General features: G+C 69.3%; 30 protein-coding genes. 16 read left to right on the forward strand and 14 right to left on the reverse strand.

Going from position 1 to position 26,809, the window contains the following annotated elements; translation table 11 throughout:
• Window positions 1-4: 4 nt before the first annotated feature.
• Genes V7Z82_RS01180 through V7Z82_RS01190 form a run of 3 tightly spaced genes read left to right on the forward strand, consistent with a single transcriptional unit; the run spans window position 5 to window position 2,651 of the window.
• Window positions 5-796, forward strand: a complete 792-nt coding sequence (locus tag V7Z82_RS01180) for a helix-turn-helix transcriptional regulator (RefSeq protein WP_334147135.1) — start codon at window positions 5-7, stop codon at window positions 794-796.
• A 4-nt stretch (window positions 797-800) separates the two neighbouring features.
• Complete coding sequence (locus tag V7Z82_RS01185) at window positions 801-2,030, forward strand: MFS transporter (RefSeq protein WP_334147137.1); 1,230 nt, start codon at window positions 801-803, stop codon at window positions 2,028-2,030.
• A 9-nt stretch (window positions 2,031-2,039) separates the two neighbouring features.
• Complete coding sequence (locus tag V7Z82_RS01190; protein ID WP_334147139.1) at window positions 2,040-2,651, forward strand: NUDIX hydrolase; 612 nt, start codon at window positions 2,040-2,042, stop codon at window positions 2,649-2,651.
• A gap of 1 nt (window position 2,652) precedes the next feature.
• Here V7Z82_RS01190 and metX read toward each other — a convergent pair whose 3' ends face one another.
• Together metX and V7Z82_RS01200 are read right to left on the reverse strand one after the other, a co-directional pair.
• Window positions 2,653-3,861 carry a homoserine O-acetyltransferase MetX gene (gene metX, locus V7Z82_RS01195; RefSeq protein ID WP_334147141.1) on the reverse strand — a complete coding sequence of 403 codons (1,209 nt, stop codon included), beginning with the start codon at window positions 3,859-3,861 and terminating at the stop codon, window positions 2,653-2,655.
• Window positions 3,862-3,955: 94 nt separating this feature from the next.
• Window positions 3,956-4,921, reverse strand: a complete 966-nt coding sequence (locus V7Z82_RS01200; protein WP_334147143.1) for an endonuclease/exonuclease/phosphatase family protein — start codon at window positions 4,919-4,921, stop codon at window positions 3,956-3,958.
• A 76-nt stretch (window positions 4,922-4,997) separates the two neighbouring features.
• On the opposite strand from V7Z82_RS01200, the gene V7Z82_RS01205 reads away from it, so the two are divergent.
• On the forward strand, window positions 4,998-5,933 hold the full coding sequence (locus V7Z82_RS01205) for a hypothetical protein (protein WP_334147145.1): 936 nt from the start codon (window positions 4,998-5,000) through the stop codon (window positions 5,931-5,933).
• Window positions 5,934-5,987: 54 nt separating this feature from the next.
• On the opposite strand, the gene V7Z82_RS01210 is transcribed toward V7Z82_RS01205, so the two are convergent.
• Window positions 5,988-7,310: a bifunctional o-acetylhomoserine/o-acetylserine sulfhydrylase gene (locus tag V7Z82_RS01210; protein ID WP_334147147.1), complete on the reverse strand. Its 1,323-nt coding sequence runs from the start codon at window positions 7,308-7,310 to the stop codon at window positions 5,988-5,990.
• A gap of 147 nt (window positions 7,311-7,457) precedes the next feature.
• On the opposite strand from V7Z82_RS01210, the gene V7Z82_RS01215 reads away from it, so the two are divergent.
• Genes V7Z82_RS01215 through V7Z82_RS01225 form a run of 3 tightly spaced genes read left to right on the forward strand, consistent with a single transcriptional unit; the run spans window position 7,458 to window position 9,581 of the window.
• Complete coding sequence (locus V7Z82_RS01215) at window positions 7,458-8,240, forward strand: SDR family oxidoreductase (RefSeq protein WP_334147149.1); 783 nt, start codon at window positions 7,458-7,460, stop codon at window positions 8,238-8,240.
• Between the two features lie 2 nt (window positions 8,241-8,242).
• A complete protein-coding gene (locus tag V7Z82_RS01220) occupies window positions 8,243-8,956 on the forward strand; it encodes a uracil-DNA glycosylase (protein ID WP_334147151.1) in 714 nt (237 codons plus the stop codon).
• A gap of 4 nt (window positions 8,957-8,960) precedes the next feature.
• A complete protein-coding gene (locus V7Z82_RS01225) occupies window positions 8,961-9,581 on the forward strand; it encodes a GNAT family N-acetyltransferase (protein ID WP_334147153.1) in 621 nt (206 codons plus the stop codon).
• Between the two features lie 10 nt (window positions 9,582-9,591).
• Here the strand turns inward: V7Z82_RS01225 and V7Z82_RS01230 are convergent, their stop codons facing one another.
• The 6 genes from V7Z82_RS01230 to V7Z82_RS01255 all read right to left on the reverse strand — a co-directional run bounded on the left by V7Z82_RS01230 (window position 9,592) and on the right by V7Z82_RS01255 (window position 15,535).
• Window positions 9,592-10,386 (reverse strand): ABC transporter ATP-binding protein, encoded by a 795-nt coding sequence (locus V7Z82_RS01230; RefSeq protein ID WP_334147155.1) that lies wholly within the window; start codon window positions 10,384-10,386, stop codon window positions 9,592-9,594.
• Window positions 10,383-11,174 carry an ABC transporter ATP-binding protein gene (locus V7Z82_RS01235; RefSeq protein WP_334147157.1) on the reverse strand — a complete coding sequence of 264 codons (792 nt, stop codon included), beginning with the start codon at window positions 11,172-11,174 and terminating at the stop codon, window positions 10,383-10,385. The genes V7Z82_RS01230 and V7Z82_RS01235 overlap by 4 nt, the downstream gene beginning before the upstream one ends.
• On the reverse strand, window positions 11,171-12,040 hold the full coding sequence (locus tag V7Z82_RS01240; RefSeq protein WP_334147159.1) for an ABC transporter permease: 870 nt from the start codon (window positions 12,038-12,040) through the stop codon (window positions 11,171-11,173). Before V7Z82_RS01240 ends, V7Z82_RS01235 begins: the two co-directional genes overlap by 4 nt.
• Complete coding sequence (locus V7Z82_RS01245; protein ID WP_334147161.1) at window positions 12,037-12,987, reverse strand: ABC transporter permease; 951 nt, start codon at window positions 12,985-12,987, stop codon at window positions 12,037-12,039. The genes V7Z82_RS01240 and V7Z82_RS01245 overlap by 4 nt, the downstream gene beginning before the upstream one ends.
• 18 nt (window positions 12,988-13,005) lie before the next feature.
• On the reverse strand, window positions 13,006-14,520 hold the full coding sequence (locus tag V7Z82_RS01250; protein WP_334147163.1) for an ABC transporter substrate-binding protein: 1,515 nt from the start codon (window positions 14,518-14,520) through the stop codon (window positions 13,006-13,008).
• A 94-nt stretch (window positions 14,521-14,614) separates the two neighbouring features.
• Window positions 14,615-15,535 (reverse strand): alpha/beta fold hydrolase, encoded by a 921-nt coding sequence (locus tag V7Z82_RS01255; RefSeq protein WP_334147165.1) that lies wholly within the window; start codon window positions 15,533-15,535, stop codon window positions 14,615-14,617.
• Between the two features lie 177 nt (window positions 15,536-15,712).
• Between V7Z82_RS01255 and V7Z82_RS01260 the strand changes: the two genes are divergently transcribed.
• From V7Z82_RS01260 to V7Z82_RS01270, 3 genes are read left to right on the forward strand one after another with little or no spacing between them, the layout of a single operon-like run.
• Window positions 15,713-16,189 (forward strand): carboxymuconolactone decarboxylase family protein, encoded by a 477-nt coding sequence (locus V7Z82_RS01260; protein ID WP_334147167.1) that lies wholly within the window; start codon window positions 15,713-15,715, stop codon window positions 16,187-16,189.
• A complete protein-coding gene (locus tag V7Z82_RS01265; RefSeq protein WP_334147168.1) occupies window positions 16,186-16,923 on the forward strand; it encodes a tyrosine-protein phosphatase in 738 nt (245 codons plus the stop codon). Before V7Z82_RS01260 ends, V7Z82_RS01265 begins: the two co-directional genes overlap by 4 nt.
• 33 nt (window positions 16,924-16,956) lie before the next feature.
• Window positions 16,957-17,427: an SIP domain-containing protein gene (locus V7Z82_RS01270; protein ID WP_334147171.1), complete on the forward strand. Its 471-nt coding sequence runs from the start codon at window positions 16,957-16,959 to the stop codon at window positions 17,425-17,427.
• A 22-nt stretch (window positions 17,428-17,449) separates the two neighbouring features.
• On the opposite strand, the gene V7Z82_RS01275 is transcribed toward V7Z82_RS01270, so the two are convergent.
• From V7Z82_RS01275 to V7Z82_RS01290, 4 genes are all read right to left on the reverse strand, one after another.
• Window positions 17,450-17,887, reverse strand: coding sequence for a Fe-S oxidoreductase (locus V7Z82_RS01275; protein ID WP_334147173.1), 438 nt, complete (start codon window positions 17,885-17,887; stop codon window positions 17,450-17,452).
• Window positions 17,884-18,687, reverse strand: coding sequence for an arginase family protein (locus V7Z82_RS01280; protein WP_334147175.1), 804 nt, complete (start codon window positions 18,685-18,687; stop codon window positions 17,884-17,886). The genes V7Z82_RS01275 and V7Z82_RS01280 overlap by 4 nt, the downstream gene beginning before the upstream one ends.
• A gap of 63 nt (window positions 18,688-18,750) precedes the next feature.
• The gene (locus V7Z82_RS01285; protein ID WP_334147177.1) at window positions 18,751-19,494 is read right to left on the reverse strand and encodes a PspA/IM30 family protein; all 744 of its coding nucleotides are present in this window, start codon (window positions 19,492-19,494) and stop codon (window positions 18,751-18,753) included.
• A gap of 73 nt (window positions 19,495-19,567) precedes the next feature.
• Entirely contained in the window at window positions 19,568-21,616 is a 2,049-nt protein-coding gene (locus tag V7Z82_RS01290) for a TPM domain-containing protein (protein ID WP_334147178.1), read from the reverse strand.
• Between the two features lie 123 nt (window positions 21,617-21,739).
• Here V7Z82_RS01290 and V7Z82_RS01295 point away from each other — a divergent pair, with 123 nt between their 5' ends.
• The 5 genes from V7Z82_RS01295 to V7Z82_RS01315 all read left to right on the forward strand — a co-directional run bounded on the left by V7Z82_RS01295 (window position 21,740) and on the right by V7Z82_RS01315 (window position 25,868).
• The gene (locus V7Z82_RS01295) at window positions 21,740-22,579 is read left to right on the forward strand and encodes a DUF3097 domain-containing protein (protein ID WP_334147180.1); all 840 of its coding nucleotides are present in this window, start codon (window positions 21,740-21,742) and stop codon (window positions 22,577-22,579) included.
• A 60-nt stretch (window positions 22,580-22,639) separates the two neighbouring features.
• Window positions 22,640-23,365: a tRNA (guanosine(46)-N7)-methyltransferase TrmB gene (gene trmB, locus V7Z82_RS01300; protein WP_334147182.1), complete on the forward strand. Its 726-nt coding sequence runs from the start codon at window positions 22,640-22,642 to the stop codon at window positions 23,363-23,365.
• Window positions 23,362-24,252 carry a CPBP family intramembrane glutamic endopeptidase gene (locus tag V7Z82_RS01305; protein ID WP_334147184.1) on the forward strand — a complete coding sequence of 297 codons (891 nt, stop codon included), beginning with the start codon at window positions 23,362-23,364 and terminating at the stop codon, window positions 24,250-24,252. The genes trmB and V7Z82_RS01305 overlap by 4 nt, the downstream gene beginning before the upstream one ends.
• Before the next feature lie 72 nt (window positions 24,253-24,324).
• On the forward strand, window positions 24,325-24,717 hold the full coding sequence (locus V7Z82_RS01310; RefSeq protein ID WP_334147186.1) for a DUF1304 domain-containing protein: 393 nt from the start codon (window positions 24,325-24,327) through the stop codon (window positions 24,715-24,717).
• A 74-nt stretch (window positions 24,718-24,791) separates the two neighbouring features.
• On the forward strand, window positions 24,792-25,868 hold the full coding sequence (locus V7Z82_RS01315; protein ID WP_334147188.1) for a DNA polymerase IV: 1,077 nt from the start codon (window positions 24,792-24,794) through the stop codon (window positions 25,866-25,868).
• Between the two features lie 30 nt (window positions 25,869-25,898).
• Here the strand turns inward: V7Z82_RS01315 and V7Z82_RS01320 are convergent, their stop codons facing one another.
• Window positions 25,899-26,300 (reverse strand): RidA family protein, encoded by a 402-nt coding sequence (locus V7Z82_RS01320; RefSeq protein WP_334147190.1) that lies wholly within the window; start codon window positions 26,298-26,300, stop codon window positions 25,899-25,901.
• Window positions 26,301-26,374: 74 nt separating this feature from the next.
• On the opposite strand from V7Z82_RS01320, the gene V7Z82_RS01325 reads away from it, so the two are divergent.
• On the forward strand, window positions 26,375-26,755 hold the full coding sequence (locus V7Z82_RS01325) for a hypothetical protein (RefSeq protein WP_334147194.1): 381 nt from the start codon (window positions 26,375-26,377) through the stop codon (window positions 26,753-26,755).
• The last annotated feature ends 54 nt before the right edge of the window (window positions 26,756-26,809 follow it).

Here is a 26,809-nt window from a genome sequence, read left to right on the forward strand (position 1 = left end):
TTGCATGACCGAACGGATCCGCGCCTGGCATCCCGCCGTGCCAGCGGTCCGCGAGGTCTACCATGCGGCGTTCGGTCACGCGTATCCGATGCACGCGCACGACGGCTGGACCGTCATGGTCGTCGACGAGGGGGCTGTTGCCTACGACCTGGACAGGTCAGGGCATTTCGCCACGCCGCAGGCGCTCACACTGCTCCCGCCTGGCATCCCGCATGACGGCAGATCCACCGTCGACGGCAGGACCTATCGCAAGCGGGTGCTGTATCTCGACAGCACCTGGCTCCCTGACCGAGCGTCGGGGGCGGCTGCTGCGCACCCGACGCTCGCGGACGCCGAAGCGCTCGTCGAGGCGAAGCGCATCCACGCCGCGCTCCGTGAACCCGGCGATCTGATGGCGGCGGAGCACTGGACGCTGACGCTCCAGCGACGCATCCTCGCGCACCTCGGCGGGCCGGTGGAAGCGCTCCGCGACGCGCCGATGGCTCGGCGGGTGCGCGATCTCCTGGACGACCGCTACACCGAGTCGTTCACGATCGCCGAGATCGCGGCAGAACTGGGCGCGCACCCCAGCCACCTGGCACGCGTGTTCTCGCAGACCTACGGCCTTGCCCCGCATCAGTACGTCGTGAGCCGGCGGGTCGATCTCGCCAGACGGCTCCTCGTCGACGGCGCTCGTCCGGCGACGGCAGCGGTGGACGCCGGATTCCATGACCAGGCGCACATGACGCGGCATTTCCGCCGAGTCCTGGGAGCGACGCCCGGCGCGTTCTCCGATCCTCGAAGACCGCTAAGCTGATCCGGTGAATCCCTCGACTGAATCGAGGGGTGCGGCGAAGAGGGCGCTCCTCTCTCTCGCCATCGGCAGCTTCGGCATCGGCATGACCGAATTCGTCGTCATGGGCCTGCTGCCCAACATCGCAGGCGACCTGCTGCCGTCCCTCTGGGCGAGCAGCCAGGAGGACGCGCTGAGCCAGGCAGGCTGGCTGATCTCGCTGTACGCCCTCGGCGTCGTGATCGGTGCACCGACGATCGCCGGTTTCGTCGCACGCTATCCGCGGCACCGCGTGATGCTCGTGCTGGCGCTCGCGTTGACGGTGTTCAATGCCCTCACCGTGGTGCTGCCGACGTTCGAGCTCGTCGGCGTCTCGCGCTTCCTCGCAGGGCTCCCGCATGGCGCGTACTTCGGCATCGGCGCGCTCGTCGCAGCCGACGTCATGGGACCGGGCAATCGGGCCAAGGGCGTGGCGTTCATCCTCACGGGCCTCACGGTCGCGAACGTCGTCGGCGTGCCGCTCGGCACGTTCCTCGGCCAGCAGTGGGGCTGGCGGGCGGCATTCGCGGTCGTCGCGCTGGTGTTCGCGCTCGCGACGCTGTGCATCGCGCTCTTCGTGCCGCATCACGCGGGCACCCCTGGGCGCACCATGCAGCAGGAGCTCGGCGTCTTCCGCATCCGCCAGGTGTGGTTCACGCTCGGTGTCGGTTCGATCGGGTTCGGCGGCTTCTTCGCCGTCTACAGCTACATCGCTCCGTTCGTGACCGAGGTCGCCGGCTCTCCCGAGTGGGTCGTGCCGATCGTGCTCGTGCTGATGGGCATCGGCATGACGGTCGGCAACCTGGTCGGCGGGCATCTCGCCGACATCGACCTGAAGCGCACGCTGCTCTGGGGCCTCGCGGCCTCGGCCGCCGCCTACGCCCTCCTCGCGGCGCTGTCGTTCTGGATCGTGAGCCTCTGCCTGCTCGTGCTCGTGGTCGGCTTCGTCTCGTCGGTGCTCAGCCCGACGATCCAGACGCGCCTCATGGATGTCGCCGGCGACAACCAGTCGATCGCCGCAGCCATGAACCACTCGGCGCTCAACATCGGCAACAGCCTGGGCGCGTTCCTCGGCGGCGCCGTCATCGCAGCGGGCTGGGGCTTCACGTCGCCCGCCTGGATCGGTGTCGGGCTCGCGATCGCCGGTCTCGTGATCGCGCTGTGCTCCTACCGGGTCGAGGCGCGCAGCCGGGCCGCCTCCGCGCTCATCGCGTCGTAGAGTGACGGGGTGAGCACCCCGGAGGAATCGTTGCCGGTCGCCGGTACGATCGTGCTGCTGCGCCCCGCCGATCCCGGCTTCGAGGTGCTGCTGCTCCGCCGTCCCGACCGAGGATCGTTCGCAGGCGCCTGGGTCTTCCCCGGCGGCAAGGTCGAAGCATCTGACCGGCGCCTCGGCGACCCGGAGATCGACGATGCGCGGCGCGCCGGCATCCGCGAGACTCTCGAGGAGGTCGGGCTGATCGTCGATGAGCTCGTGCCGCTCTCGCAGTGGCAGCCGCCCGTCGAGGCGCCGACCCGCATCCGCACCTGGTTCTTCCTGGCGATGGCGCCGATCCAGGAAGCCGCGCCGTCACCGGACGAGGTGGCCGAGCTCGCCTGGATCAGGCCGGATGAGGCGCTCGAGCGACATGGTGCAGGCGAGTGGACGCTGTTCCCGCCGACCTGGATCACGCTGCATCAGCTCGCGACGTTCGCGGATGCCGAGTCGGCGTTGGCAGATGGGGGCACTGCGCAGCTCTACCAGACGCGCGTGGTGGATGGTGAGACCGGTCGCTCGTTCGCCTGGACGCAGGGGCGTCTCGATGCCGGCGCGCTGCCCTGGCGCTACCTGCCTGCCTGAGTCAGCTGTCGAACAGCCGGCGCAGGTGCAGCCCGACGGCTTCGCTCTCGATGAGGAAGCCGTCGTGGCCGAAGTCGCTCGCGAGCACCACTGCCTCGTTGCCGTTCAGCGCGTTCGGGATGCTCCTGGCGATGCGGTGCTGCCCGTCGACCGGGAACAGACGGTCGCTGTCGATGCCCAGGACGAGCGTGGTCGCCGTCACGGTCTGCAGCGCCTCCTCGACGCCACCGCGGTCACGGCCGACATCGTGCGAGTTCATGGCCTCGACGAGCGTGATGTAGCTGTTCGCGTCGAAGCGGCGCGTGAACTTGTTGCCGTGGAAGTCGAGGTACGACTCCACCGCGAAGCGCCCGCCGTGGCCGAGAGGTGAGACGTCCGACTGCCAGGAGCGCTGGAAGCGCTGGTTCAGCTCGATCGGGCTGCGGTAGTTCAGCAGCGCCATGCGGCGGGCGAGTGCGAGGCCGCGATGCGGGCCGTCACCGTCGGCGAGGTCGTAGTACTCACCGCCCTGGAAGCGGGGGTCCATCCGGATCGTCTCGAGCTGCACCGAGTTCAGCGCGATCTGGTCGGCTGTGGTCACCGGGGGAGATGACAGCACCGCGAGCCGCTCGACGCGGTCCGGGTGGGTCGTCGCCCATTCCAGCGCGTGCATACCGCCCATCGATCCGCCGATCACGGCAGCCCACCGCTGGACGCCGAGGGCGTCGGCGAGACGCGCCTGCGCTTCGACCTGGTCGCGGATCGTCAGATACGGGAAGCGCGAGGCCCACTCGTACCCGTTCGGGTCGACGCTTGCGGGACCGGTCGACCCCTGGCAGCCGCCGAGCATGTTCGGCGCGATCACGAACCAGCGGTCGGTGTCGATCGCCGCCCCCGGGCCGACGAGGTCCTCCCACCATCCAGCGGTGGGATGGCCGGCGCCGGCCTCGCCACGCACATGGCTGTCGCCGGTGAGCGCGTGCAGCACGAGCACGGCGTTGTCGGCGGTGGCGTTCAACTCGCCCCAGGTCTCGTAGGCGACGCGGATGCCGGGCAGCACGGTGCCGCTCTCGGTCGGGAACGACCCGAACGCCGCGAAGTGCCGGCCGCCGACGGCGTCGCCGTCGCGCCAGGCGCCGGTCGCCGGTGGACGAGCCCTGAGCAGTCGCACATCGGCCTCGGTCACGGGCGCGGAGGGCACCGTGTCCTCCGAGGTCGTCTGCCAGTCCATCTGTCCATTCTCGCGTGGTCCGGGACCGGCCACGTGAACGTTACGACCGCCCGCGCGGCGGACGCCGGTGGCTCCCGCCGGATCGACCCGTGAATCAGGGCGTGATCGACGTCATCGTAGCCAGATGATCGCTGTTCCCGGCGCGGGTCGTGGTCGACGTGAGCACCGAGAGGCCGCGCACGAAGACCTGGTCGATACGTGCCAGCGGGAACGCCGTCGGCCACGTGAAGCCGAGGGTGCCGTCGGTCGGGCGGACCCAGTCGGCCTGTGCGCGGATCGCGGCGAGTGCGGGATCGGCCGACGTCGCGTTGAAGTCCCCGACGGCGATCAGGGCATCAGCCGTGTCCGCCGCGACCGCATCGGCAAGCCCGGTCAGCATGGTGTCACGGTCCTGCTGGTGACCAGGACGCACCGAGGCGGCGTGCAGGACGTACACGGCGAGCGGAGCGGTCGGGGTCTGCACCTCGACGCGCAGCGCGCGCTTCCAGCCGAGGCCGAGGAACAGCGGCTCGGCATCGCTGATCGGGAATCTGCTCCAGAGCGCCACCGTGCCGACGGCGTAGGAGTGCGGATACTCGGCGGCGAGCGCATCGCGGGCAGCGGCGAGGCTCGCGCCGTCGAGCTCGGTGAGCGCGATCACGTCGGCACCATCGCCGGCGAGTTCGGCAGCGGATGCCGCGGCGCCGCCGGATTGCGCGCGCACGTTCTGACTCGCCACGGTGATCGGGGTCGCTCCCTCTGCCGTGGCGGCGGGGAAGCCGGGCAGCGTCGGTGCCATCGCCAGCAGCCAGACCAGCACGGGGACGAGCGTCAGCACGAGGACGCGGCGGGCCAGGAGCAGGGTGGCGACCAGCAGCGCGAGCAGACCGAGCCCGAGCCAGGGGAGGATGGCCGCGCCGGCGGTACCGATCACGCCGGGGATCCAGCTGCAGACCGCGGCGAGGAGCAGGATGACGGCGGCGAGGGCGAGCCGCCGGGCGTGCCGTGTCTTCGGTCGTCTCGGGGAGCGCTGCCGCTGCAGGTGCGTATCGATCGTGCTCTCCTCGGTGTGAGCTTCCATTCTCGACGGCGCAGGCTGGGGGACTGCCGAACGGAGTACCGTGCACACCCCGCGCCGAGCGGCGTAGGCTCCCGGCATGGACGTCACCGAGTGGCTTCTCGATTCCGACCCCGCGATCCGCTGGCAGGTGCAACGCGACCTGCTGGGGGCGCCGGCCGACGTGGTGGCGACCGAGCGGGCTCGCGTCGTGCGGGAAGGGTGGGGCGCGGCGCTGCTGGCGCTGCAGGACCCCGACGGCGCCTGGGACGGCGGGGCGTACCGTCCCGGGTGGGCGGACGACGAGCGTCCGTTCTTCGACGCCTGGACCGCGACGCACTTCTCGCTGCAGCAGCTGATGGAACTCGGACTCGATCCCGCGGCACCGGAGGCGAAGGATGCCGTGGCGCGGGTGCGCACCGGCGTCCGATGGGAGCACGCAGGCCAGCCGTACTTCGAGGGCGAGGTCGAACCGTGCATCAACGGCGTCGCCCTCTCGGTCGCTGCGTACTTCGGCGAGAGCGGTGACAGCATCGTCGACACGATCCTCGGCGGCCGGCTCGCCGACGGAGGCTGGAACTGCTGGAGCGAGTACGGCGCGACGGTGTCGTCGTTCCATTCGACCATGTGCGTGGTCGAGGGGCTCCTGGCATGGGAGCTGGCCGGCGGGACGTCACCCGCCGTGCGGGACGCCCGCCTCGCGGGGGAGGAGTATCTGCTCGCCCGGCAGCTCTTCCGCCGCCGCAGCACCGGCGACATCGTGGATCCGCGGTACCTGATGCTGTCGTCTCCGGTGCGCTGGTACTACGACGTGCTCCGAGCGCTCGAGCACTTCCGGCTGGCGGACCGTCGTGATGAGCGACTGACCGGAGCCATCGAACACGTTCGTTCGAAGCGATCCGCCGATGGTCGTTGGGTCCGCGATCTGCATCATGAGGGACCGCAGCTGATCGACGTGAGCCACGCCGAAGGCATGCCCAGCCGTTGGATCACGCTGCGGGCGCTCCGGGTGCTGCGCTGGTGGGATGCCGCCTGACGCAGCAGTGCTCCGAGCCGGAGCCCGGAGCACTGCCGTGATCTGACCCGCCGCTCAGGCGCGAGCGGCCTCCGAGACGCGGCGAGCCGCGGCGAGGGCCTGGTCGAGGTCTGCCTTGAGGTCCTCGACGTTCTCGATGCCGACGGAGAGGCGCACGAGACCGGGCGTGACACCGGCGGTGAGCTGCTGCTCCGGCGTCAGCTGCGCGTGCGTGGTCGAGGCGGGGTGGATGACGAGCGAGCGCACGTCGCCGATGTTGGCGAGGTGGCTGAACAGCGAGAGGCTGTTCACGAACTCGCGACCGGCTTCGACGCCGCCCTTCAGCTCGAACGACAGCACGGCGCCGACGCCCTTGGGGGCGTACTCGTTCGCCTTGGCGTACCAGGGCGAGGAGGGCAGGCCGGAGTAGTTGACCGTCGCGACGTCGTCGCGGCTGTCGAGCCACTCGGCGATCTCCTGCGCGTTCTGCACGTGGCGCTCGATGCGCAGCGACAGCGTCTCGATGCCCTGGATGAGGTTCCAGGCGCTCTGCGGCGCGATGGCCGAGCCGAGGTCGCGGAGCAGCTGCACGCGTGCCTTGATGATGTAGGCGAGCGGGTCTCCGACCGCGGCGGTGTAGCTGGCGCCGTGGTACGAGGGATCGGGGACTGTGAGGCCGGGGAACTTGTCGACGTTCTTCGACCACTCGAACGTTCCGCCGTCGATGATGGCGCCGCCGATGGTGGTGCCGTGACCGCCGAGGAACTTGGTGACGGAGTGCACGACGATGTCGGCACCGAACTCGAACGGACGGATCAGGTACGGGGTGGCGATCGTGTTGTCGACGATCAGCGGCACACCGTTCTCGTGTGCGACATCGGCGACCGTGCGGATGTCGAGGATGTTGATCTGCGGGTTGCCGATGGTCTCCGCGAAGAAGAGCTTGGTGTTCGGGCGGACCGCGCGGCGCCATTCCTCGGGGTCGTCCTGGTTCTCGACGAACGTGACCTCGATGCCGAGCTTCGCCAGCGTGTACTTGAAGAGGTTGTACGTGCCGCCGTAGATCGAGCTGGATGCGACGAAGTGGTCGCCGGCCTCGGCGATGTTGAGGACCGCGAACGTCGACGCCGCCTGGCCGCTCGCCAGCACCAGCGCGCCGGTGCCGCCTTCGAGCGCTGCGAGGCGCTGCTCGAGCACGTCCTGCGTCGGGTTCTGGATGCGGGTGTAGATGTTGCCGAACTCGGCGAGCGCGAAGAGGTTCGCGGCATGGTCTGCGCTGTCGAACACGTACGACGTGGTCTGGTAGATCGGCGTCGCGCGGGCCTTGGTCACCGGGTCGGGTGCTGCGCCCGAGTGGATCTGCTTGGTCTCGAAGCGCCAGGTCTCGGGTGCGGACATGTTGTTCCCCTTGAACAGTCGGAAGGTCTGATGGCGGATGCCGTTTCAGCGAGAGTACGGAGTATTCCCATCTGTCAACAATGAGCGGGAAATGTGACGTAACAGTGGGAGCCGTCGAAATCTCGCGCGACATCGTACGGTGGAGGCATGGCCAACAGACGTGCAGTGGTGACAGGTGCGAGCTCGGGGATCGGCGCGGCGACGGTGCGCGCACTCCGGAATCAGGGATGGGATGTCGTCGGCATCGCGCGACGCGAGGACCGGCTGGCGTCCCTCGTCGCCGAGACCGGTGCGTCGGCGATCGCGTGCGACCTCACGGATCCGGCCGCGGTGCAGGCGATGCTCCTCGAGGTCGAGGCATCCGGTCCCGTCCACGCCCTCGTGCAGGTCGCGGGTGGAGCCCGTGGCACCGACCGCGTCGAGGACGCCTCGACCGACGACTGGCAGTGGATGTTCGACGCCAACGTGTTGGCCGCCCAACGCCTCGTGGCAGGGCTGCTGCCGCTGCTGCGGCGGGCGGCATCCGCAGACGGACACGCAGACACGGTGTTCGTCACCTCGACGGCCGCCCAGACCGCCTACGCGGGTGGCGGCGGCTACAACGCCGCGAAGGCTGCCGAGGGGATGCTGGTGCGCGTGCTCCGTCAGGAGCTGAACGGCGAGCCGATCCGCGTGGTCGAGGTCGCGCCCGGCATGGTGCACACCGAGGAGTTCACCCTGAACCGTCTCGGCGGCGATTCGGTCGCGGCCGAGGCCGTGTACGCGGGCGTCGAGGCGCCGCTCGTCGCCGACGATGTGGCAGACGTGATCGCCTACGCGCTCGGCACGCCCGGGCATGTGAACCTCGACCTGATCACGATGCGCCCGGTGGCGCAGTCCGCCCAGCACCTGCTCGCGCGCGGTCCGCTGCGCGTGCGCTCGGACGAGTGACGGTGCCGCGAACGCTGGCCGAGCTCGCGGCCGAGGGCGAGATCGATGCGGGGTGGGCCGAGGCGCTCGCCCCGATGCAGGACGTCATCTCGGGTCTCGGTGATCGGCTGCGCGGCGAGCAGGAGGCCGGTCGTGGCTACCTTCCGGCCGGCGACCATGTGCTGCGGGCGTTCCGGCGTCCGCTGTCCGATGTACGGGTGCTCATCACCGGGCAGGACCCGTACCCGACGCCGGGGCATCCGATCGGACTGTCCTTCGCCGTCGACGGCCACGTGCGCCCGCTCCCGCGGAGCCTCGGGAACATCTACAAGGAGCGCGAGAGCGACCTCGGCATCCCGCCGGCGCCGCACGGTGATCTCACGGCGTGGAGCGACCAGGGGGTGCTGCTGCTGAACCGGGTGCTCACCGTGCAGCCAGGTTCCGCCGGCTCGCACCGCGGCTGGGGCTGGGAGCAGGTCACCGAGCTCGCGATCCGCACCCTGGTCGCCCGCGAGCGGCCGCTCGTCGCGATCCTGTGGGGCAGGGATGCTGCGAACCTGCAGCCGCTCCTGGGGGAGACCCCGGTCATCGCGTCGGCACATCCCTCCCCGCTGTCCGCGCGCCGCGGCTTCTTCGGATCCCGTCCGTTCTCCCGCGCGAACGCGCTGCTGGAGGAGCAGGGCGCCGATCCCGTGGACTGGCGGGTGGAGGGCGAGGCCCTCGGCTCTCTAAGCTGAGCGCATGCAGTTCGAACCGGGGGACCGTCGTCGTGTGCTGCCGCGTCATCTGCGCCCAGCTGCGCAGCCGGAGACGTTCGCGTACTCGATCCGCCCGGCGCGCGCCGCGGATCTGCCCTACATCCGGGAGATCTACAACCACTTCGTGAGCAACTCCGCCGTCACCCTCGACGAGCGGCGCAGCAGCATCCCGTACTGGCGTGACAAGTTCGCGCTGCAGACCAGGCTCGGTCTGCCGTTCCTCGTTGCGGTGTCGCCGTCCGGTGTGCTGCTCGGCTACGCGATCGCCCAGCCCTGGGCGGGGAAGAACGCGTACCGCTACACGGTCGAGGACTCGATCTACCTCGGTCCTGGCGCCGGCGGCAAGGGACTGGGGGCGGCCCTCCTGCAGGAGCTCATCGATGCGTGTGAGCATCTCGGCATCCGCGAGATCGTGGCGGTGATCAGCGACGACGGTGCCGAGGCATCGATCCGCCTGCACGCAAAGCTCGGGTTCGTCGAGGCCGGCCGGATGGGCCGTGTCGGCGTCAAGTTCGGCCGAGAGCTCGGCACGGTGTACATGAAGCGCGCCCTGCGACCCACCGGGCGACGCTGGCGTCTGCTGCCGTCAGCGCGCTCGCACTGACAGCGTCTCCTCACCGATCGCGGGAGGGGATCACCGGGATCGCCGCGAGCAGCGCCTTGGTGTAGTCGTGCTGCGGGTGCAGCAGCACGTCGGACGTCGCCCCTCGCTCGACGACGTGGCCGTCCTTCATCACGACGACCGTGTCGCAGAGGTTCTGCACCACGCCGATGTCGTGCGACACGATCAGCAGCGTGAGGTCGGTCGTCCGCCGCAGCTCGATCAGCAGCTCGAGGATCTGCGCCCGCACGGTGACGTCGAGCGCGGACAGCGGTTCGTCGCCGACGAGGATCCGCGGACCGTGCACGATCGCGCGAGCGATCGCGATGCGCTGCCGCTGGCCGCCGGAGAACTCGTGGGGGTAGCGATCCGCCATCTCGGCGTCGAGCCCGACCTGGACGAGCACCTCGCGGACGCGAGCCCGGTGGTCTCCGTCGATGCCGAGCGCCCAGAGCGGCTCGCCGATGATCTGCGCCGCGGTCATCCGGGGATCGAGCGAGGCGTACGGGTCCTGGAACACCAGACCGGTCTCGCGACGCAGCCAATGCAGTGAACGAGCGGATGCCGCGGCATCCACTGGTCGTCCCCCGATGGCGACCGTGCCGGCGGTCGGCCGGTCGAGGCCCAGCAGCAGCCGCACCAGTGTGGACTTCCCGGAGCCCGACTCGCCGATGATCCCGACGGATGAGCCCTCGACCACATCGAGGTCGGTCGGATGCAGGGCCGTCTGCGTTCGCGCACGCTCGAAGGTCGACCGCTTCGGCACGAAGAAGTCGCGGCTCAGTCCGCGTGCCTCGATCAGGCTCATTGCGTACCTCCGTCCGGCCGCCACAGGGTCGCCGTCGCATCGCGCAGAAGTCCCTGCGTCACGGGGGAGGACGGCGCGGTGAGCAGCGTCGACACCGTGGCCGACTCGACGACGCGTCCGTGCTCGAGCACGACGCCCTCGGTCGCCACCTGCGCGAGCACCGCGAGGTCATGCGTGATGAAGACGAGCGACATGCCCTCGGTCTTGACGAGCGAGAGGAGCAGCGCGAGGATCTCGGACTGGATGGTGACGTCGAGTGCGGTGGTCGGTTCGTCGGCGATCAGCAGCCGCGGTCGGCAGGCCAGCGCCATCGCGATCGCGACGCGCTGCCGCTGCCCCCCGGAGAGCTGGTGCGGGTAGCGGTCGACGATGGATTCGGGATCGGGCAGGCGGACGCGCGCTGCTTCCGCGATCGCCCTGGTGCGCGCCTCGCGGCGGCCGATGCCCTCGTGGATGCGGATGGACTCGGCGATCTGGCGCCCGACCGTGCGGATCGGGTTGAGCGCTGTTCGCGGCTCCTGGAACACGATGCCGAGGTCGTCGCCGCGCAGCTTCGCGAGCTCGCGGTCGGGCATGCCGATCAGTTCGGTGCCGTTCCAGCGGATGCTGCCGCTCGCGGTCGCGCCGTCGGGGAGGAGCCCGAGCACAGCGAGCGCCGTGAGCGATTTGCCGGAGCCCGATTCGCCGATCAACCCGAGGCGGGCGCCGTCGGCGACCTCGAAGGAGATGCCGTCGACGACTCGGCGTCCGTCGATCTCGATGACCAGGTCATGCACGGAGAGCGTCATGCGACCACCGCCGGAGTATGGATCTCTGCTGCTCGATGCCGCAGCGTGGGGTCGGTCGCCTCGCGCAGGCCGTCGCCGAGCAGATTCAGTGCCAGCACGGTGATCGTGATGGTGAGTCCGGGCCAGATGACCGACAGCGGATGCACGCCGATGTATCGCTGCAGATCGGCGAGCAGCAGGCCCCAGCTGGGCTCGACCACCGATGCGCCGAAGCCGAGGTACGAGAGGCCGGCTTCGGCCAGCACGGCGACCGCCATCGACCAGGACAGCTGCACGATGAACACCGGCGCGACGTTGGGCAGCAGGTGGCGCACGAGGCTCTGCGCCGGCGTGAGGCCGGACGCCTTGGCGGCGAGGACGAAGTCGCTCTGCTGCACGCGGCGCAGCTCCGGCCTGGTCACGCGAGCGATGTTCACGCCGAAACCGATGCCGACCGCCCAGACCACGACCCAGAGCGATCCGCCCCAGACCGAGGAGATCATCATCGCGATGAGCAGCACCGGGAACGCGATCAGGATGTCGACCAGCACCGCGACCGTCTCGCGCAGCCAGCGCGAGGTGAGTGCGCCGAGCGCGGCGAGACTGATGCCGACGACGGTGGCGACGATGCCGGCGCCGACGCTCACGAACACGGTGGTGCGCGCGCCGGCCATGATCAGGCTGAGAATGTCGCGACCGGTGTCGTCGGTGCCGAGCAGGTGCGGCCAACTCGGCGGCAGCCAACGATCGCCGATCTCCGACGACTGCGGGTCGAACGGTGTCCAGAACACTGACACGAGTGCGGTCAGGGCGATCAGGGCGATCAGGATCAGGCCGAAGCGGCCGGTCGCGGTCGCCCAGAGACGCGGGAGCCAACGGGCGGTCATGCGGACTCCCGCTGTCGTGGGTCGATCGTGCGGTGCAGCAGATCGACGAGGAATCCGATCACCAGCACGAAGCCGGTGAGCACGAGCAGTTCGCTCTGCACCTTGATGAGATCTCGCGTGCCGACGTCGGCCACCAGCATCCGTCCGATGCCCGGCAGCGTGAACAGCTGCTCGATCACGACCGAGCCGACGATGATCCCGGCGACCTGGAGCCCGAGGACCGTGATGATCGAGAGGCCGACGGCGGGGATGCCGTGCTGGATCAATGCCCGAGTGCGGGTGAGTCCTTTCGCGGCGGCGGTCCGGACGAAGTCCTGCCCTGCGGCCTGCAGCGTGGCGCTGCGGACGAAGCGCATGAGCATCGCACCCTCGACGATCCCGATCGTGAGTGCGGGCAGCAGCAGCGCCTCGATCGCCTTGCCCGGTGTCGACCAGCCGGTGCGCGGGAATCCCTGTGGCGGGAGCCAGCCGAGCCACACCGAGAACACCACGATCAGCATCATGCCGGCCCACACCACCGGCACCGCGGCGAGAGCCTGGGCGCCGACACTGAGCGCCGTGCCGCCACGGCGTCCACGCAGCAGGGCTGCCAGGATGCCGAACGGCACCGCGATCAGCACCGCGATGAGCAGAGCCATGATGCCGAGCGGCACGGTGACCTGCGCCTTGAGGAAGAGCTCCTCGCCGACGGATGCGCCGGACAGGAGCGAGGTGCCGAGATCGCCGCGGAAGATGCCGCCGATCCAGTCGGTGTACTGGGTGATGAGCGGACGGTTGAGCCCGAGGGACTCCCGCAGCGCGTCGACCTCGGACGGGGACGCCTGCGTGCCGGCGATCAACTGCGCGACATCACCGGGGAACACCCGGAGCGTCAGGAAGATCACCACGCTCGACACGAGGAGCCCTGCGATCAGCAGGGCTCCTCGTGAGAGCGCATAACGGAGCACGGAGGTCGAGGCCGTCGCTTACTCGGCCGCGACGGTGACGCCCGCCAGGTTGATGCGCGAGTTGATCGAGTCCTTCGGGAAGCCGGACACCACCGGGCTCACCGCGGTGATGGTCTCGCCGTTGTACAGCCAGTCGGCCGCATGGTCCTCGGAGACGATGCGTGCTGCCTTGGCGAGCAGCTCGGCGGACTTGTCGGGGTCGACCTCGGCCTGGGCCTGCGTGTACAGGTCCTGCACCTCGGCGTTGTCGTAGCCGAAGTAGTAGTCGGGGTTCGCGAAGTTGCTGAAGTCGCGCGGCTCGACGTGCAGCACGAAGCTCAGATCGTAGTCGTGGTTGGTGTAGACATCCTCGAGCCACGTCGGGAACTCCACCGAATCGACGTCGAGCGTCACGCCCACCTTGTTGAAGTCGGAGATCAGCAGCTTCGGGACGGTCGTGCCGTAGAAGGCGGGGATCGTCAGGCTGAGCTCGAGGTCTTCCTGACCGGCCTCGGCGAGCAGCTCCTTGGCCTTCTCGGGATCGTATGAGACCACGTCGGACAGATCCTCGTATCCCGGGTCGAGCTCGGGGATCGGACCGTACAGCGGGGTGCCGGCGCCGACGGCCTCGACGAGGGCGTCATGATCGATCGCGAGCCGGAGGGCCTCACGCACGCGGACGTCGTCGAGCGGTGCCTTCTTGTTGTTGAACGCCAGCGTCGCCTTGTCGGTGGTGCGACCCTTCGTCAGGGCGAAGTCGCCGGAGTCCTCGAGCTGCGGAGCGAGGTTCGGGTCGACAGCGGTGAGCACCTGGACGTCGCCGGCCAGTGCCGCATTCACGCCGGCCGTGAAGTCCGGGATGTACTGGAACTCCACGGCTGCCACGCCGGTCGGTTCGCCCCAGTACGCGTCGTTCCGGGCGAACGTGATCGTGCTGCCCTTGTTCCAGCGGGTCAGAGTGAACGGACCGGTGCCGTTCTCGGCGGTCTTGAGGTCGGTCGTGTCGCCGGTCTTGAACACGAGGCCCGCAGGGCCGGTGAGCGAGAACAGGAAGTTCTGGTCCGGCTTCGACAGCACGATCTCGACGGTGGTCGCGTCGGGTGCGGTGATCGAGGCGACCGAGGCGAATTCCGCGTTGCCCTGCACGGTCGCATCGGTGCGGACGGTCTCATAGGAGGAGACGACGTCCGCCGAGGTCAGCGCCGTGCCGTCGTGGAACGCGATCCCGTCGTTCAGTGTGAAGGTGTAGGTCAGGCCGTCGGCGGACACCTCGTAGTCGGAGGCGAGGCGACCCTCGATCTCGTTCTCCTGCGTGCGGGTGACGAGGCCCTCGTAGATGTTGTCGATGAGGATCTGCTCGATCGCGGCACCGCTGGTGTGGCGGATGTCGAGGTTCGTCGGCTCGAGCACGAGACCGACGGTGAGCGTGGCGTCGGCGTCGGGCTCGCCGGTGCTGGTCTCCGCGGGTTCGGGTGTGCCGGAGCAGGCGCTCAGGATCACGGCGGTGGCCGCGAGTGCTGAGATCAGCGCGAGACGACGAGTGCGTCGGGACATGGACATTTCCTCTCGGTGCGGCAGGTGCTGTGTGCCGGTGAGTGTGAGCCTAGGGATCAGGAGTGGGGGTGCGGGTGAGATGTGGAACGGAACGTCACAATCCGGCCAGCCGGTCGGATGACGTGACGAGAGCGGCGAGCAGCAGCGGCGCCGTCTCCTGGACGTTGTGGGTCGCATCGATGACGTCGATGCGTGCTGCGGGGAGATGCCGCTGGAACTCCGCGGCGTCATCCTCGCTGACGAATCCGCGTGCGGCGCGGACGAGTGTGAGCGGGGCCGTGACACCGGCGAGGTCGTCCCAGCCCGTCTGATGCAGCACGGAGGGGGAGGCCTCGGTGCCAGAGTCGTGGGCAGAGAGCGCCTCGGCAGCGATGTGCGCGAAGTGGTGCTTCCACTCGACGCGTCCGTCCGGGCGGACGCGGGTGTTGAGGAACACCCCGCGCTCCGTCTCCGGGCGCGTACCACCGAAGCCGAGCGAGATCGCCTTGTCGACGAGCTCGTCGCGCGTGGCGAAGTCGGTGGGTCCTGCGTAGAACTCGCGCAGTGCGGCGGGCCCCGCCGAGACATCGATACCGGGGGTGATGTCGACCACGATGAGCTCCGCCACGAGATCTGGACGGGATGCTGCGAGTGCCGCTCCGGTCAGACCGCCGAGCGACTGACCGACCACGATCTGCGGGTCTTCGGTCCAGGCGTCCAGCGCGGCGGCGACGTCCGCCGCCAGCGTGCGCGGCGTGTAATCGCGGTCCTCGCGCCACGAGGAGTCGCCGTGTCCGGCGAGATCGATCGCGAGCAGCGGACGCGCGATCGCGAGGGCCGTCGTGTCCCAGGTGTGGGCATTCAGACCGGCGCCGTGCAGCAGGGTGACGAGGGGTGCCTCGGTGCCGAACTTCAGCGCACTGATCGTGCGTCCGTCCGCGAGGGTGAGGGTGAGTCGCTCCACGTCCGGAACAGGAACGCCGAGGGCCTCGGCCTGTGCGGGAAGATAGCTGAACTCAGTGATGTCGGTCGCCACGTCATCATTCTGCTCCCGACACGCGGTCACCGAGAAATGCGGGAGCGATGTGACAACTGAAGTCCAGAGATTACTCAGCGTTACGATCAATTTATTCTTCGCATGTTGATCGAAGTGCATTTCGGAGACTGGGAAGTGCCCGGTCCCTGGGATCGCTCACCGGAATATCATTGAGCCATGAGCGAGACGCGAGTGCACCTGTCCAAGACGGAGCCGGAGGCGTATCAGGCGCTGGACGCGTTCTCCCGGACTGTCGGCAAGATCTGTGCCGACAACGGGATCGACGAGCGACTCAAGGAACTCGTCATGATCCACTGCTCGCAGCTCAACGGCTGCGCGTTCTGTGTGCGGATCCACGTCGATCGAGCCGTCGCCGCCGGGGTCGACACCGACACGATCACCCAGATCTCCACCTGGCGCGAGAGCGGCGTCTTCAGCGACCGGGAGCGCGCGGCGCTCGAGCTCGCCGAGTCGTTCACCTTCATCGCCGAGGACGGCATCTCCGACGAGCTCTATGACGCTGTCGGCAGCGTGTTCACCGAGAAGGAGTACGCCGCGCTGAGCTGGGCATGCGTCTCGATCAACGCGTTCAACCGCATCGTGATCGCCGGTCGCTACCCGGTGCCGCCGCGCCCGGCGCAGATGTCCGCATGACGATCCTCGAGTTCGACGGCATCACCAACGTCCGCGATGTCGGTGGGATCCCGACGGCGGGTGGCGGACGCGTCCGGTCCGGCATGCTGCTGCGTTCAGGCCAGCTGTCGACCGCGACCGCGGACGGTGCCGCCGCGCTCGGCGCTCGCGTGCGACACATCATCGATCTCCGCGACGGCGAGGAGGTCGCGAACGAGCCCTCCGAGATCGAAGGACCGGAGACCACGCATCTGCCCCTGTTCCTCGGTTCGGTCCGCTCGTTCTTCGAGACCGACACGAGCCTCGACGAGCTCTACCTGCATCTGCTCGAGGAGAGCGGCGAGCGTCTCGCAGCCGCAGTACGGATCATCGCGGCGGGCGAGCCGACGCTCGTGCATTGCACCGTGGGCAAGGACCGCACCGGTGTGACCGTGGCGCTGGCCCTGTCTGCGGTCGGCGCGGATCGGGAGGCCGTGATCGCGGACTACGCCCTCACGGAATCGCAGCTGCCGCCGGAGCGCTCACGCATGCTGGCCGCGTACCTCCGGTCGCAGCACCCGGAGGCCGTGCATGCCCTGGCGCTCGCGACGCAGTCGCCGGCTCCGGTCATGCGCCGACTGCTGGAGAGCATCGACGAGCGCTGGGGGTCGGCATCCGACTACCTCCGCGCGCAGGGGCTCACCGAGGATGAACTGCGTGCGCTGCACGATGTGCTCGTGGAACCCGCAGCGACGGGACCTGCCGACCAAGGTTAGGCAAGCCTTCACTTGGTGTACGATGGATGCATCATGGAAACGTCCTTCGACACCCGCAGCACACGCGCCGAGCGCCGTGCAGCCCGTCGACGCGCGCACCACCTGGTGACGGCGGACGAGCGCTCGCTCCTCGAGCTCGAGACGTTCCTCGCGACGCTGCCGTTGTGTGCATCCGGCCGCATCTTCGTCGAGGTCCCCACGGCGGCAGATATCGGCGTGATCGACGCACCGGGGCGCATGACGGTGACCTGGCTCGCTCGCGAGCAGCGCTCCGGCGCACCCGGCACCGGTCGGTCCTGCGCTCCCGGCGAGGCCCTGACGCGCGCGACCTGCGCCTGGGCCGACGAGATGCTCTGCGATGACGAGTTCGAGACGCACATCACCCTGCTCGGTGGATACCTCGGAACCGCCGACATCGTCGACCACCTGACGACTGCGCTCGACATCGAGCCGACGCAGATCCGGGTGCCCGAACGCTTCGGGCTGCTCCGCGCCGAGCACTGAGCTCGCCGCTGACGTTCCTCGGCTAGCGCGAGCGGCGAACGTAGTTGCCGTCTTCGAGCCCTGCTTCGATCTCGAAGCGGTTCTGCAGCGGATCCCTTCCTGCTGCCCAGTACAGGAACGGCATCAGGAACCCGTAACGCAGCCACTGCTCCTTGTGGACGGCCTCATGCCGCAGCACGGCCCCGGTCAGCTTCGCGTCGCCGGTCAGGAAGCAGCCGCCGACGCACACGCCGCCGCGGTTGAATGCCCAGTTCGGCATGCCCCGGAACACCCAGAGCCCGTTGTGCCGTTCGACCGGGCCGGTGCTCCAGATCGAGCCCCAGATCCAGCCGACCGCGGTGCCCCAGGCGTAGCCGAGCCTGCTGATGGGGGAGCGCAGCAGGAATGAGGGGATGCGGCGATCGAAGCGTCGTCCCCGGGCGAGCGCTGCGTCGGCCGTGGGCCGCCAGTCCTGTGTCATGCGACGGCTCCGACCAGTCGAAGAATCGCGCCGAGATCGTCGACGGCATCGACCGGCGTACGTGGCGCGAAGCCGGAGATCGTGGCGCCCGCCAGCGGGATCTCTTCACGCAGGCGGCGGATTGCCGCGCTCAGCGACGCCGGTGAGACGCCGAATGGGACCGAGGACGAGACTCCCGCGAAGTCTGCGGGGTCGAGCACATCGACGTCGATGTGCACCCACACGCGGGACGCGCCGGTCGCGCGCACAGCCTCGACGAGTGCGTCCACGCGGTCGATGTCGGTGGCGGAGAGGGATGACAGCGAGGCGAGCAGATCGTCCTCGGCCTCGTCGAGCTCGCGCACGCCGACCGTCACGATGCGCTCGCGCGGGACGCCGGGTGCGAGCGTCAGCTGCTCCTCGCCTTCGCCGAGCACTGCACGCAGCGCCATGCCGGAGAACGCGCCGGAGGGGGAGGAGCCCGGCGTGTGCAGATCCGGATGCGCGTCGCACCAGACCACGGCGAGATCGTCGGTGCCGCCGGGGAGGGCATCGAGCGCAGCGACCGTCACGCTGCAGTCGCCGCCGATCACGACCGTGTCGGCGGTGAGGTGATCCCTGACGAGTTCTCGCGTCCGGATCAGGGCACTCAGGCGTCTGACGCCGGTGCCCAGCGATTCCCCCGCCTCGACCGGTACGTCGAGCACGGTGGTGGAACTGCGGGGCAGATCACCCGCGATCGCCGATGCGCCATCGACGAGCAGCATCGCGCGGGCGGCCGGGGAGCCCTGCCATTGCGGGACGACGAGGAATCGCACCATGAGTGCCTCCGGGGAAAGTGCTGATGCCCCGGACTCGGACGTCCGGGGCATCAACGGGTGGTGTCAGTTGCCTTCGATGGCCTGGCGCGGTGCGGTGCTGCCGGCCTTGAGCTCGGCGAGGCGTGCCTCGACCTCGGTCAGCTCGCCGAGGTCTTCCAGGCTCTCGAACTGCGCGTCGAGGCTCGATGCTGCGAGCTCGATCTTGCCCTGCGCGATGGCCTCCTGGCGGCGGACCTTGTCCTCGAAGCGGCCCAGCTCGCTGGTGGGGTCGAGCACGTTGATCGAGCCGACGGCGTCCTGCACCTTGGTCTGCGCCTCGGCGACCTTGGCGCGTGCGAGCAGCTCGCTGCGCTTGTTCTTCAGCTCGCCGAGCTTGTCCTTCATGCCGTTGAGGCCGCTCTTGAGCTTGTCGACGATCTCGGTCTGCGCGGCGATCTGCGGCTCGGCGCCGTTCGCCTCGCGTTCGGCGCTGATCTGGCGCTGCAGCGCGATCTTGGCGAGGTTGTCGAACTTGTCGGCATCCGTCGCGTCGCCCTTGGTGCGCATCTCGTCTGCCTTGCGGCTGGCGGCGAGTGCCTTGTTGCCCCACTCCGTCGCCGACTGGACGTCTTCCTCGTGGTCGCGCTCGAGGAGGCGCAGGTTGCCGATCGTCTCGGCGATCGCGGACTCCGCGTCGGCGATGCTGTTGGTGTAGTCGCGGACGAGCTGGTCGATCATCTTCTGCGGGTCTTCCGCAGAGTCCAGGAGGGAGTTGATGTTCGCGCGGACGAGCGTGGAGATACGCCCGAAGATGGACTGCTTGGTCATGGGTGGTTCCTTTCAGAGGGCCGTCGTTGAAGCGTGTCGCATGTGCCTATGAGGTTCGGGAGTGTTGTGAGGTTCAGAAGCGTCGACCTCCTGAACGGCCGCTGCGGCCGCCGCTCGAGCGTCCCCCGCCGCCGAAGCCGGAGCTGCGGAATCCGCCGCCGCCGCTCGAACGCCAGCTGCTGCTGCGTGAGGACGAGCGGCTCCCGCCCCCGCCCCCGCCGGAGAGGAGGCCGCCGATGATGCCGCCGAGGATGTCACCGCCGAGACCAGAACCGCCGCCACCGCCCGAGCTGCCGCCGAACGGCCCGCCGCCCCACCCGCTGTCGTCGTAGCGGTTCGGGTTGTAGGCCTGCACGTCGGATTGCGCGGATGCCGTGGCCTGCCGTGCGAGGTCGAGTGCTCGGGTCGCCTCGGTGAGCGCTGCTTCGGTGTTCGTGGTGCGCAGATTCAGCGCCTGCGTGAGGCTCGCCTCGGCCTGCGAGAGCCTGGTGCGTGCCGTCGACCCGACCGTGCCACGGCGGGTCTCGACGTACTCGCGGGCTGCACGGATCTCGGAGCCGGCCTGCGCCAGCGTCTGCTCGAGCATCTGCGCGGTGCGCGCCGCACGCTGCACGCTCTCGCGACCCTGCGCGATCGCTGCGTCGATCTGCGCGTTCGCCGCGGTCAGTGCGGCAAGGGCGGCCTGCGGGCTGCGGGCGGAGCCGCTGAGGTTCGTCTGTGCCCGCTGCAGCTCGGCTGCGGTCGCAGACACGGCGGTTGCGATGGTGCCGGAGGGATCGGGCAGCTGCTGCGCGGCCTCGATGTCGCCCTGGAGCTCGGCGACCAGCGCCTGCGCCTGCGCCTCGATCGCGGAGAGGTCTGTGCCGAGTGACGTGATCGCCTGCGCGAGCTGACCGGCCTGGGCGACGGACTGCTCGGCGGTGCGGATCGCGAACGCCGCTGACCCGGTCTCACCCGCGGCGATCGCCTGGGCGGCCGCGTCGATCGAGTGATCCGCCAGGGCGGCGCGCTCCTGCGCCTGTGCGGGGTTGTCGGTCACCGTGCTCAGCGCTGCGGCATCGTACGTCGCGGTGAGTGCAGCGAGGGCCGGTGCCGCAGCGGCCAGGATCGGCTGCAGCGCGGCTCGTTCGGCGCGAACGCGTTCGAGCTCCTGCGGGGCGTTCTGCTCGAGCTTGCGCAGCTCGTCGAACGCCTCGGTGTTCTCGTCGAGGACATCGTCGATCTCGTCGGCGAGCTGGATGATGCGGATGTGCCAGGCGCGGCGATCCTGGACCGTGTCCTCGATCTCATCGTCGAGCTTCTGCTTGAGGTCGAAGGCCTCGGACATCTTCGCCTTCGCGACGTCGACGGCCTTCGAGAACTCGGCGGTGGCCGCGTCGCCGAACTGCGCCACGGCGAAGCCGAGCTCCTCACGGCTGGAGGTGATGGCGTCATCTGCCTGCACGAGGGCTGACCCGGCCTGCGTCTGCACCTGCTCGTCGGTGAGGGTGGAGAACGGGTCGTTCGGGTCGGGCGTCTCGGGCATGGCCCCGCGCCTGCGGACCTCGGCCTCGCGGCGGGACTTCCGGACGGCCCGCACGATGAGCCAGATGATGAGTGCGACGACGATGATCCCGGCGATCACGAGGACCGCACTGATCGCACCGGCTCCGCCGTCGCCCTGGATCTCGTCTGCGGCGAGGATGATCGCGCCGTCCCAGTCGTTCTGGCTTGCGAGCGATTGGATCTTGCCCTCGACGTCGTCGAGCTTGCTGTCGCTGAGCGGGCCGTCCGGCGCTGCGGAGATGTAGTAGCTGCGACCCTCGACAGCGATCGCCAGCAGATACTGCTCAGAGCCGAGGTTGTTGTTCTCGGCGACCGTATCGGCCCACTCGACGTTGTCGGTGGGTGAGGTGAAGTCGTCGACCAGTACGACGAAGAGGTCGGCGGAGGAGTTGTCACTCAACTCCTGCAATCGCTCTTCGACGGACGCCTTCTCACTCGGACTCAGGACGCCCGCTTCGTCGGTGACGTACCCGGAATCGAGCGTGAGCGGATCGGTGGCGGATGCCGCAGTGGCACCGAGCATCCCAGCGAACGTCACCCCGATCACCGCGGCCAGCGCCAGCCATCGAGTCTTCATCGTCCTACCTCCGACTGACCGCCGTGCCCCCATGTGCCGAGTCTATTCACAGAGTCCGACACGCGACAGCATCCGTGGCCGGATCGCCGTTCGCCCTGAGCGGAGACGCATACGCTGGGAGGCATGGACGACAGGTACGGATCGGATGTGCTGGCAGCCGGATGGCGCGAACGCGCCAAGAAGCCGGTGCCGCAGGTCCCTGCCGAGGTCGATCTCGTCGTGGAGGTCGCGGATGACGGCTTCTGCGGTGCGGTGACCCGTGTGCAGGGTGGCACCGTCGAGCTGGAGGACCGGCTCGGACGCAAGCGGCTGTTCCCGCTGGGTGGCGGCTTCCTGATCGACGGCTCCGCCGTGCGACTGACGGTTCCATCCGCGGCGCCGCAGGGGAATCGGCGCACGGCATCCGGATCCTTCGTCGTCGCCGATCAGCGCGCGCGCATCGCGCTGCCGAGCCGCATCCTCGTCGAGGGCAAGCACGACGCCGAGCTCGTGGAGAAGGTGTGGGGCGCCGACCTGCGCGTCGAGGGCGTCGTGGTGGAGTTCCTGCAGGGCGTTGACCTGCTCGACGAGCTGCTCGCGGCAGAGCCTCCGAGCGCGACTCGTCGCTACGGCGTGCTCGTCGATCACCTGGTGCCGGGATCGAAGGAGTCCAGGATCGCGGATGCTGTGGCCAGAGGTCCGCATGGACGACACGTGCGCATCGTCGGTCATCCCTTCGTCGACGTCTGGCAGTGCGTCACGCCGCGCACCATCGGGATCGAGCGCTGGCCGGAGATCCCGCGGGGCACCGACTGGAAGACCGGCATCTGCCGAGCACTCGGCTGGCCGTCCGAGACCCAGGGCGACACCGGGCGGGCCTGGCAGCACATCCTCAGCAAGGTGCACACCTTCCGTGACCTCGAGCCGGAGCTGCTCGGTCGCGTCGAGGAGCTGATCGACTTCGTCACGGCGCCGGCGGAGTGAGCGGACGAGCACGTGCCGTGCTCGTCCTGGCATCTGCGCCTGGCCGACTACCCTGGATTCATGCCTGAACCCCGCACCTTCCGTGACGAGCCGGTGTCCTTCGTGCGCCGGAGCGGCCGGATGTCCGAAGCGCAGGAGCGTGCCTTCTCCGAGCTCGCGCCGCACTATCTGCTCGACGTCCCGCGTGACGTCGCCTGGACCTCCGTGCACCCCGAGGCGAGACTCGACGTCGCAGCCGAGTATGCACGTGCGGCCGACCTGATCGTCGAGATCGGCTCCGGCCAGGGGCACGCGATCGTCGCGGCGGCGACCGCTCGGCCCGAGACCGATTTCCTGGCGGTCGAGGTCTTCCGGGCTGGACTCGCCCGCACGATGCTCGACGCCGACCGCCTCGGCACCCGCAATCTCCGCGTGGTCGAGGCGAATGCGCCCGAGGTCCTCTCGTCGTATCTGCCGGAGGCATCCGTCACCGAGGCATGGATCTTCTTCCCCGACCCGTGGCACAAGAAGAAGCACACCAAACGCCGCCTCGTCCGCTCCGGATTCGCCGACAACGCGGCCCGCGCACTGGTCGACGGCGGGCTGCTCCGCCTCGCCACCGACTGGGAGGACTACGCGCTGCAGATGCGCGAGGTGCTCGACGCCGAGCCGCTGTTCGAGCGTGCGTTCGAGGGCGACTGGGCCGAGCGCTTCGAGGGTCGCGTGATGACCGCGTTCGAGCGCAAGGGCATCGCGAAGGGGCGCGACATCCGCGACCTCGTCTATCGGCGTCGGCCCCGCGCGTGACCGCGGTGCAGCGCACGGCGACCGTGTGGCCGGGCGTGGCTCCGGCCGTGCTCGTGTGCGCTGCGGCTCCCGCGTTCTTCGTCGTCCAGATCCCGTGGCTCGGCTGGGTGCTGCTCGCGCTCGGTATCGGCTCGTCCTGGCTCATCGAGCGAGCCGACCCGGCGGAGGTGCAGACGGTGCGCGCCGGCGCCCGACTGGAGACCGCGATGGTGGTCGGCGGTCGCCGTGCTCCCTCGCTCACCCGCGACCTGTCCCTGATCGCGCTCGGCCTGCTGATCGTGAGCGTGATCCCGCTCGCCGCCGAGCTCGACAACCTCGCGATGCTGCGGTTCACGCTGGCACTCGGCGGCGCGGTCGCCGTGCCATACGTCGTCTCGCGCTTCGTGTTCCGCGACCGGGCGATTAGCTTCCCGTGGCGCACGCACAAGCGCTGGGGACGGCTGCAGTGGGGGTGGCTGGTCGCCGTGCTGATCCTCGGCTGGCTGATCCTGCCGTTCTACTTCATCACCAGCGGCGTCTACCAGAACTGGCCCGTCGTGGACACGCCGGATCTCATCGCCCGCCTGTTCGTGGGCGTCGGCGCGGTCGGCATCTGGGACGAGCTGTTCTTCATCTGCACCGTGTTCGCGCTGCTGCGACGGCACTTCCCTGACGCCCTGGCGAACGTGCTGCAGGCGATCGTCTTCGTGTCGTTCCTGTGGGAGCTCGGCTACCGGGAGTGGGGGCCGCTCCTGACGATCCCGTTCGCGCTGCTGCAGGGGTACATCTTCCTGCGGACGCATTCGCTGGCCTACGTGGTGACGGTGCACCTGCTGTTCGATGCGGTGGTCTTCGCGGTGCTGGTGCACGCGCACAACCCAGGGCTGCTGCCGACCTTCCTGGTCTGACTCGGCGCCGGCGGACACGCCGCCCAGCGCATCGTGTTGGCGCAGGCACCCGGCACGCGGGAGAATCAGCCCATGCTCATCGTCGGTCTCATCCTCGCGGCGGCCTCCGCCGCCTTCCACGTGTTCATCTTCGCGCTCGAGTCGCTGAAGTGGACCGAGCCCGAGACCCGCAAGATCTTCGGCGTCGCCAGTGAGGCGGATGCCGTCACGATGAAGCAGCTCGCGTTCAACCAGGGCTTCTACAACCTGTTCCTCGCGCTCACGGCGCTGCTGGGTGTCGGCCTGACGATCATGGGAGCCGGAACCGTCGGCGTCACGCTCGTGTTCGCCGGCACCGGCATGATGCTCGCCGCCGCGCTCGTGCTCCTGCTGTCGGACCGCACGAAGCTGCGCGCCGCAGCGATGCAGGGCACGCTGCCACTGCTCGCCGTGATCGCGACCGCGATCGGCGTCGCCGCAGGCTGAGCCGCACCACATGATCGGTGACAGGGTGATCGCCCACGGGTGACATCCGCGCTCCGAGGCGGCACACTCGTTGCATGGCCGACTGGGTGCTGCACGTGGACATGGATCAGTTCATCGCCGCGGTCGAGGTGCTGCGGCGACCGGAGCTCGCCGGACTCCCGGTGATCGTCGGCGGGCGCGGGGACCCGACGGAACGCGCGGTCGTCTCGACGGCCTCCTATGAGGCGCGCGCCTTCGGCATCGGATCGGGGATGCCGCTGAAGATCGCCGCTCGGAAGGCACCGGAGGATGCAGTCTTCCTGCCGGTCGACCACGCGGCGTACGAGGCTGCATCAGCGGAGGTCATGGCTGCGCTGCGAGCGCTGCCGGGCGTCGCGCTCGAGGTGATCGGGTGGGATGAGTGCTTCCTCGGCGCCTCGACCGACGACCCGGATGCGCTGGCGCGGGATGCGCAGGCAGCGGTGCTGGAGGCGACGGGACTGCACTGCTCGGTCGGCATCGGCGACAACAAGGTGCGCGCCAAGATCGCCACCGAGTTCGGCAAGCCCAATGGGATGTTCCGGCTCACTGCGCAGAACTGGTTCGAGGTGATGGGGGAGAAGCCGACTCGAGATCTGTGGGGTGTCGGGCCCAAGGTGCAGAAGCGGCTCGCCGCGCACGGCATCCGGACGGTCCGTGAACTCGCCGACGCGGATGAGCAGGAGGTCGTGGCGGAGTTCGGGCCGCGCATGGGTGTCTGGTACCACGGCCTCGGCTCAGGGCTCGGACCGGATGTCGTGGACGAGACGCCGTGGGTGGCCCGCAGCCACAGCCGTGAGACGACCTACCAGTCGAACCTCACGACGCCGGCCGAGGTCGAAGCAGCGGTCCACGAGCTCGCGGGTCATGCGTTCGACGACTGCGCGGCGGAGGGTCGACCGGTGATGCGCGTGCACCTGAAGGTGCGGTACGCGCCGTTCGACACCAAGACCTTCGGACGCAAGCTGCCGGCCCCGACCACGCACCGTGATGAGGTCATCGATGCCGCCCTCGCCCTCGCGGCGACGCTGGATCAGGAGCGCGAAGTGCGCCTGCTCGGCGTGCGTGCCGAGATGACGATGCCGGATGCCGGTGACACCGTCGAGCGCACGCCGGTGCGGGGACGGATCTGAGCCGGGGCGCGACCGCTCGCCCGGCGCCGTTCAGCCCAGCATGACGGCGGCGACCGCCGCGACCTCGATCAGTGCGCCGGGCACGCCGAGACCTGCGACGATCGCCGCCGTCACGAGCGGCGGCGCACCCTCCCGGGCGAGCGTCGATGCCACGGCGCCGTATGCCGCGCGCAGATCGGCGTCCTGATGGATCAGCACGGTCCAGCTGATGACGTCGTCGAGCGAGGCCCCGACGGCCGCGAGCGCGGTGCGGGCGTTCTCGACGGCCCGGAGGGACTGCTCGGCGGCGTCGGCCGAGACGACGGAACCGTTCTCGTCGATGCCGTTCTGGCCGCCGACGTAGATCGTGGACGCACCAGCCGGCACGACCGCGACATGACTGAATGCGGGACTGACCACGAGGCCCGCTGGCTGCATGAGTGTGATCTCCATGCAGGGAGTGTGCGCCGGGGTACCGACATCGCGCAATCCTCGACGTGGACTCGGCCGCTCAGTAGGGTGGCGGGATGAGCACGACCTCGCTGGCCGACCCGCCCGTCCGCGCCGCTGCGCCGCCGTGGTGGACGCGCCGCCGACTCATCCTGATCCTCAGTCTCTTCGTCATCCCGATGGCGCTCAGCCTCGCGTCCAACAGCTGGGGTGCGCTGACGGTCGAGTCCGCGCTGCGGATGCACGCCGGGTCGATCGCCGGGCAGACCTTCGCGATCCTCGGCGCTGTGGCGGCGCTCGTCGTCACGATCACCCACCGGCGCAACCTGCCGGGGATCGTCTTGTTCGCTCTGCTCCTCGCGGTCGTGGTCGTCTCGGCGCTCTCGGCGATGGAGAGCGCCGGCGCGGTGCTGCTCGAGCGACTCGAGACGGTCGCCGAGATCGATCTGCGCAACTGACCCTCGAGTCCTCGACGCGCGAGCACCACCCGGGACGCGAGAAGGGGCCGCCCG

It is taken from the genome of Microbacterium sp. (assembly GCF_036823965.1).
In the GTDB taxonomy this organism is placed as follows: domain Bacteria; phylum Actinomycetota; class Actinomycetes; order Actinomycetales; family Microbacteriaceae; genus Microbacterium.

Coding starts and splice junctions, on each gene's coding strand:
- V7Z82_RS01250 (WP_334147163.1), bottom strand. CDS start 14,520: ATGTCCCGACGCACTCGTCGTCTCGCGCTGATCTCAGCACTCGCGGCC.
- V7Z82_RS01215 (WP_334147149.1), top strand. CDS start 7,458: ATGGCCAACAGACGTGCAGTGGTGACAGGTGCGAGCTCGGGGATCGGC.
- V7Z82_RS01285 (WP_334147177.1), bottom strand. CDS start 19,494: ATGACCAAGCAGTCCATCTTCGGGCGTATCTCCACGCTCGTCCGCGCG.
- metX (WP_334147141.1), bottom strand. CDS start 3,861: ATGGACTGGCAGACGACCTCGGAGGACACGGTGCCCTCCGCGCCCGTG.
- V7Z82_RS01225 (WP_334147153.1), top strand. CDS start 8,961: ATGCAGTTCGAACCGGGGGACCGTCGTCGTGTGCTGCCGCGTCATCTG.
- V7Z82_RS01280 (WP_334147175.1), bottom strand. CDS start 18,687: ATGGTGCGATTCCTCGTCGTCCCGCAATGGCAGGGCTCCCCGGCCGCC.
- V7Z82_RS01210 (WP_334147147.1), bottom strand. CDS start 7,310: ATGTCCGCACCCGAGACCTGGCGCTTCGAGACCAAGCAGATCCACTCG.
- V7Z82_RS01315 (WP_334147188.1), top strand. CDS start 24,792: ATGGCCGACTGGGTGCTGCACGTGGACATGGATCAGTTCATCGCCGCG.
- trmB (WP_334147182.1), top strand. CDS start 22,640: ATGCCTGAACCCCGCACCTTCCGTGACGAGCCGGTGTCCTTCGTGCGC.
- V7Z82_RS01325 (WP_334147194.1), top strand. CDS start 26,375: ATGAGCACGACCTCGCTGGCCGACCCGCCCGTCCGCGCCGCTGCGCCG.
- V7Z82_RS01275 (WP_334147173.1), bottom strand. CDS start 17,887: ATGACACAGGACTGGCGGCCCACGGCCGACGCAGCGCTCGCCCGGGGA.
- V7Z82_RS01270 (WP_334147171.1), top strand. CDS start 16,957: ATGGAAACGTCCTTCGACACCCGCAGCACACGCGCCGAGCGCCGTGCA.
- V7Z82_RS01240 (WP_334147159.1), bottom strand. CDS start 12,040: ATGACCGCCCGTTGGCTCCCGCGTCTCTGGGCGACCGCGACCGGCCGC.
- V7Z82_RS01295 (WP_334147180.1), top strand. CDS start 21,740: ATGGACGACAGGTACGGATCGGATGTGCTGGCAGCCGGATGGCGCGAA.
- V7Z82_RS01310 (WP_334147186.1), top strand. CDS start 24,325: ATGCTCATCGTCGGTCTCATCCTCGCGGCGGCCTCCGCCGCCTTCCAC.
- V7Z82_RS01180 (WP_334147135.1), top strand. CDS start 5: ATGACCGAACGGATCCGCGCCTGGCATCCCGCCGTGCCAGCGGTCCGC.
- V7Z82_RS01205 (WP_334147145.1), top strand. CDS start 4,998: ATGGACGTCACCGAGTGGCTTCTCGATTCCGACCCCGCGATCCGCTGG.
- V7Z82_RS01260 (WP_334147167.1), top strand. CDS start 15,713: ATGAGCGAGACGCGAGTGCACCTGTCCAAGACGGAGCCGGAGGCGTAT.
- V7Z82_RS01290 (WP_334147178.1), bottom strand. CDS start 21,616: ATGAAGACTCGATGGCTGGCGCTGGCCGCGGTGATCGGGGTGACGTTC.
- V7Z82_RS01235 (WP_334147157.1), bottom strand. CDS start 11,174: ATGACGCTCTCCGTGCATGACCTGGTCATCGAGATCGACGGACGCCGA.
- V7Z82_RS01265 (WP_334147168.1), top strand. CDS start 16,186: ATGACGATCCTCGAGTTCGACGGCATCACCAACGTCCGCGATGTCGGT.
- V7Z82_RS01320 (WP_334147190.1), bottom strand. CDS start 26,300: ATGGAGATCACACTCATGCAGCCAGCGGGCCTCGTGGTCAGTCCCGCA.
- V7Z82_RS01200 (WP_334147143.1), bottom strand. CDS start 4,921: ATGGAAGCTCACACCGAGGAGAGCACGATCGATACGCACCTGCAGCGG.
- V7Z82_RS01230 (WP_334147155.1), bottom strand. CDS start 10,386: ATGAGCCTGATCGAGGCACGCGGACTGAGCCGCGACTTCTTCGTGCCG.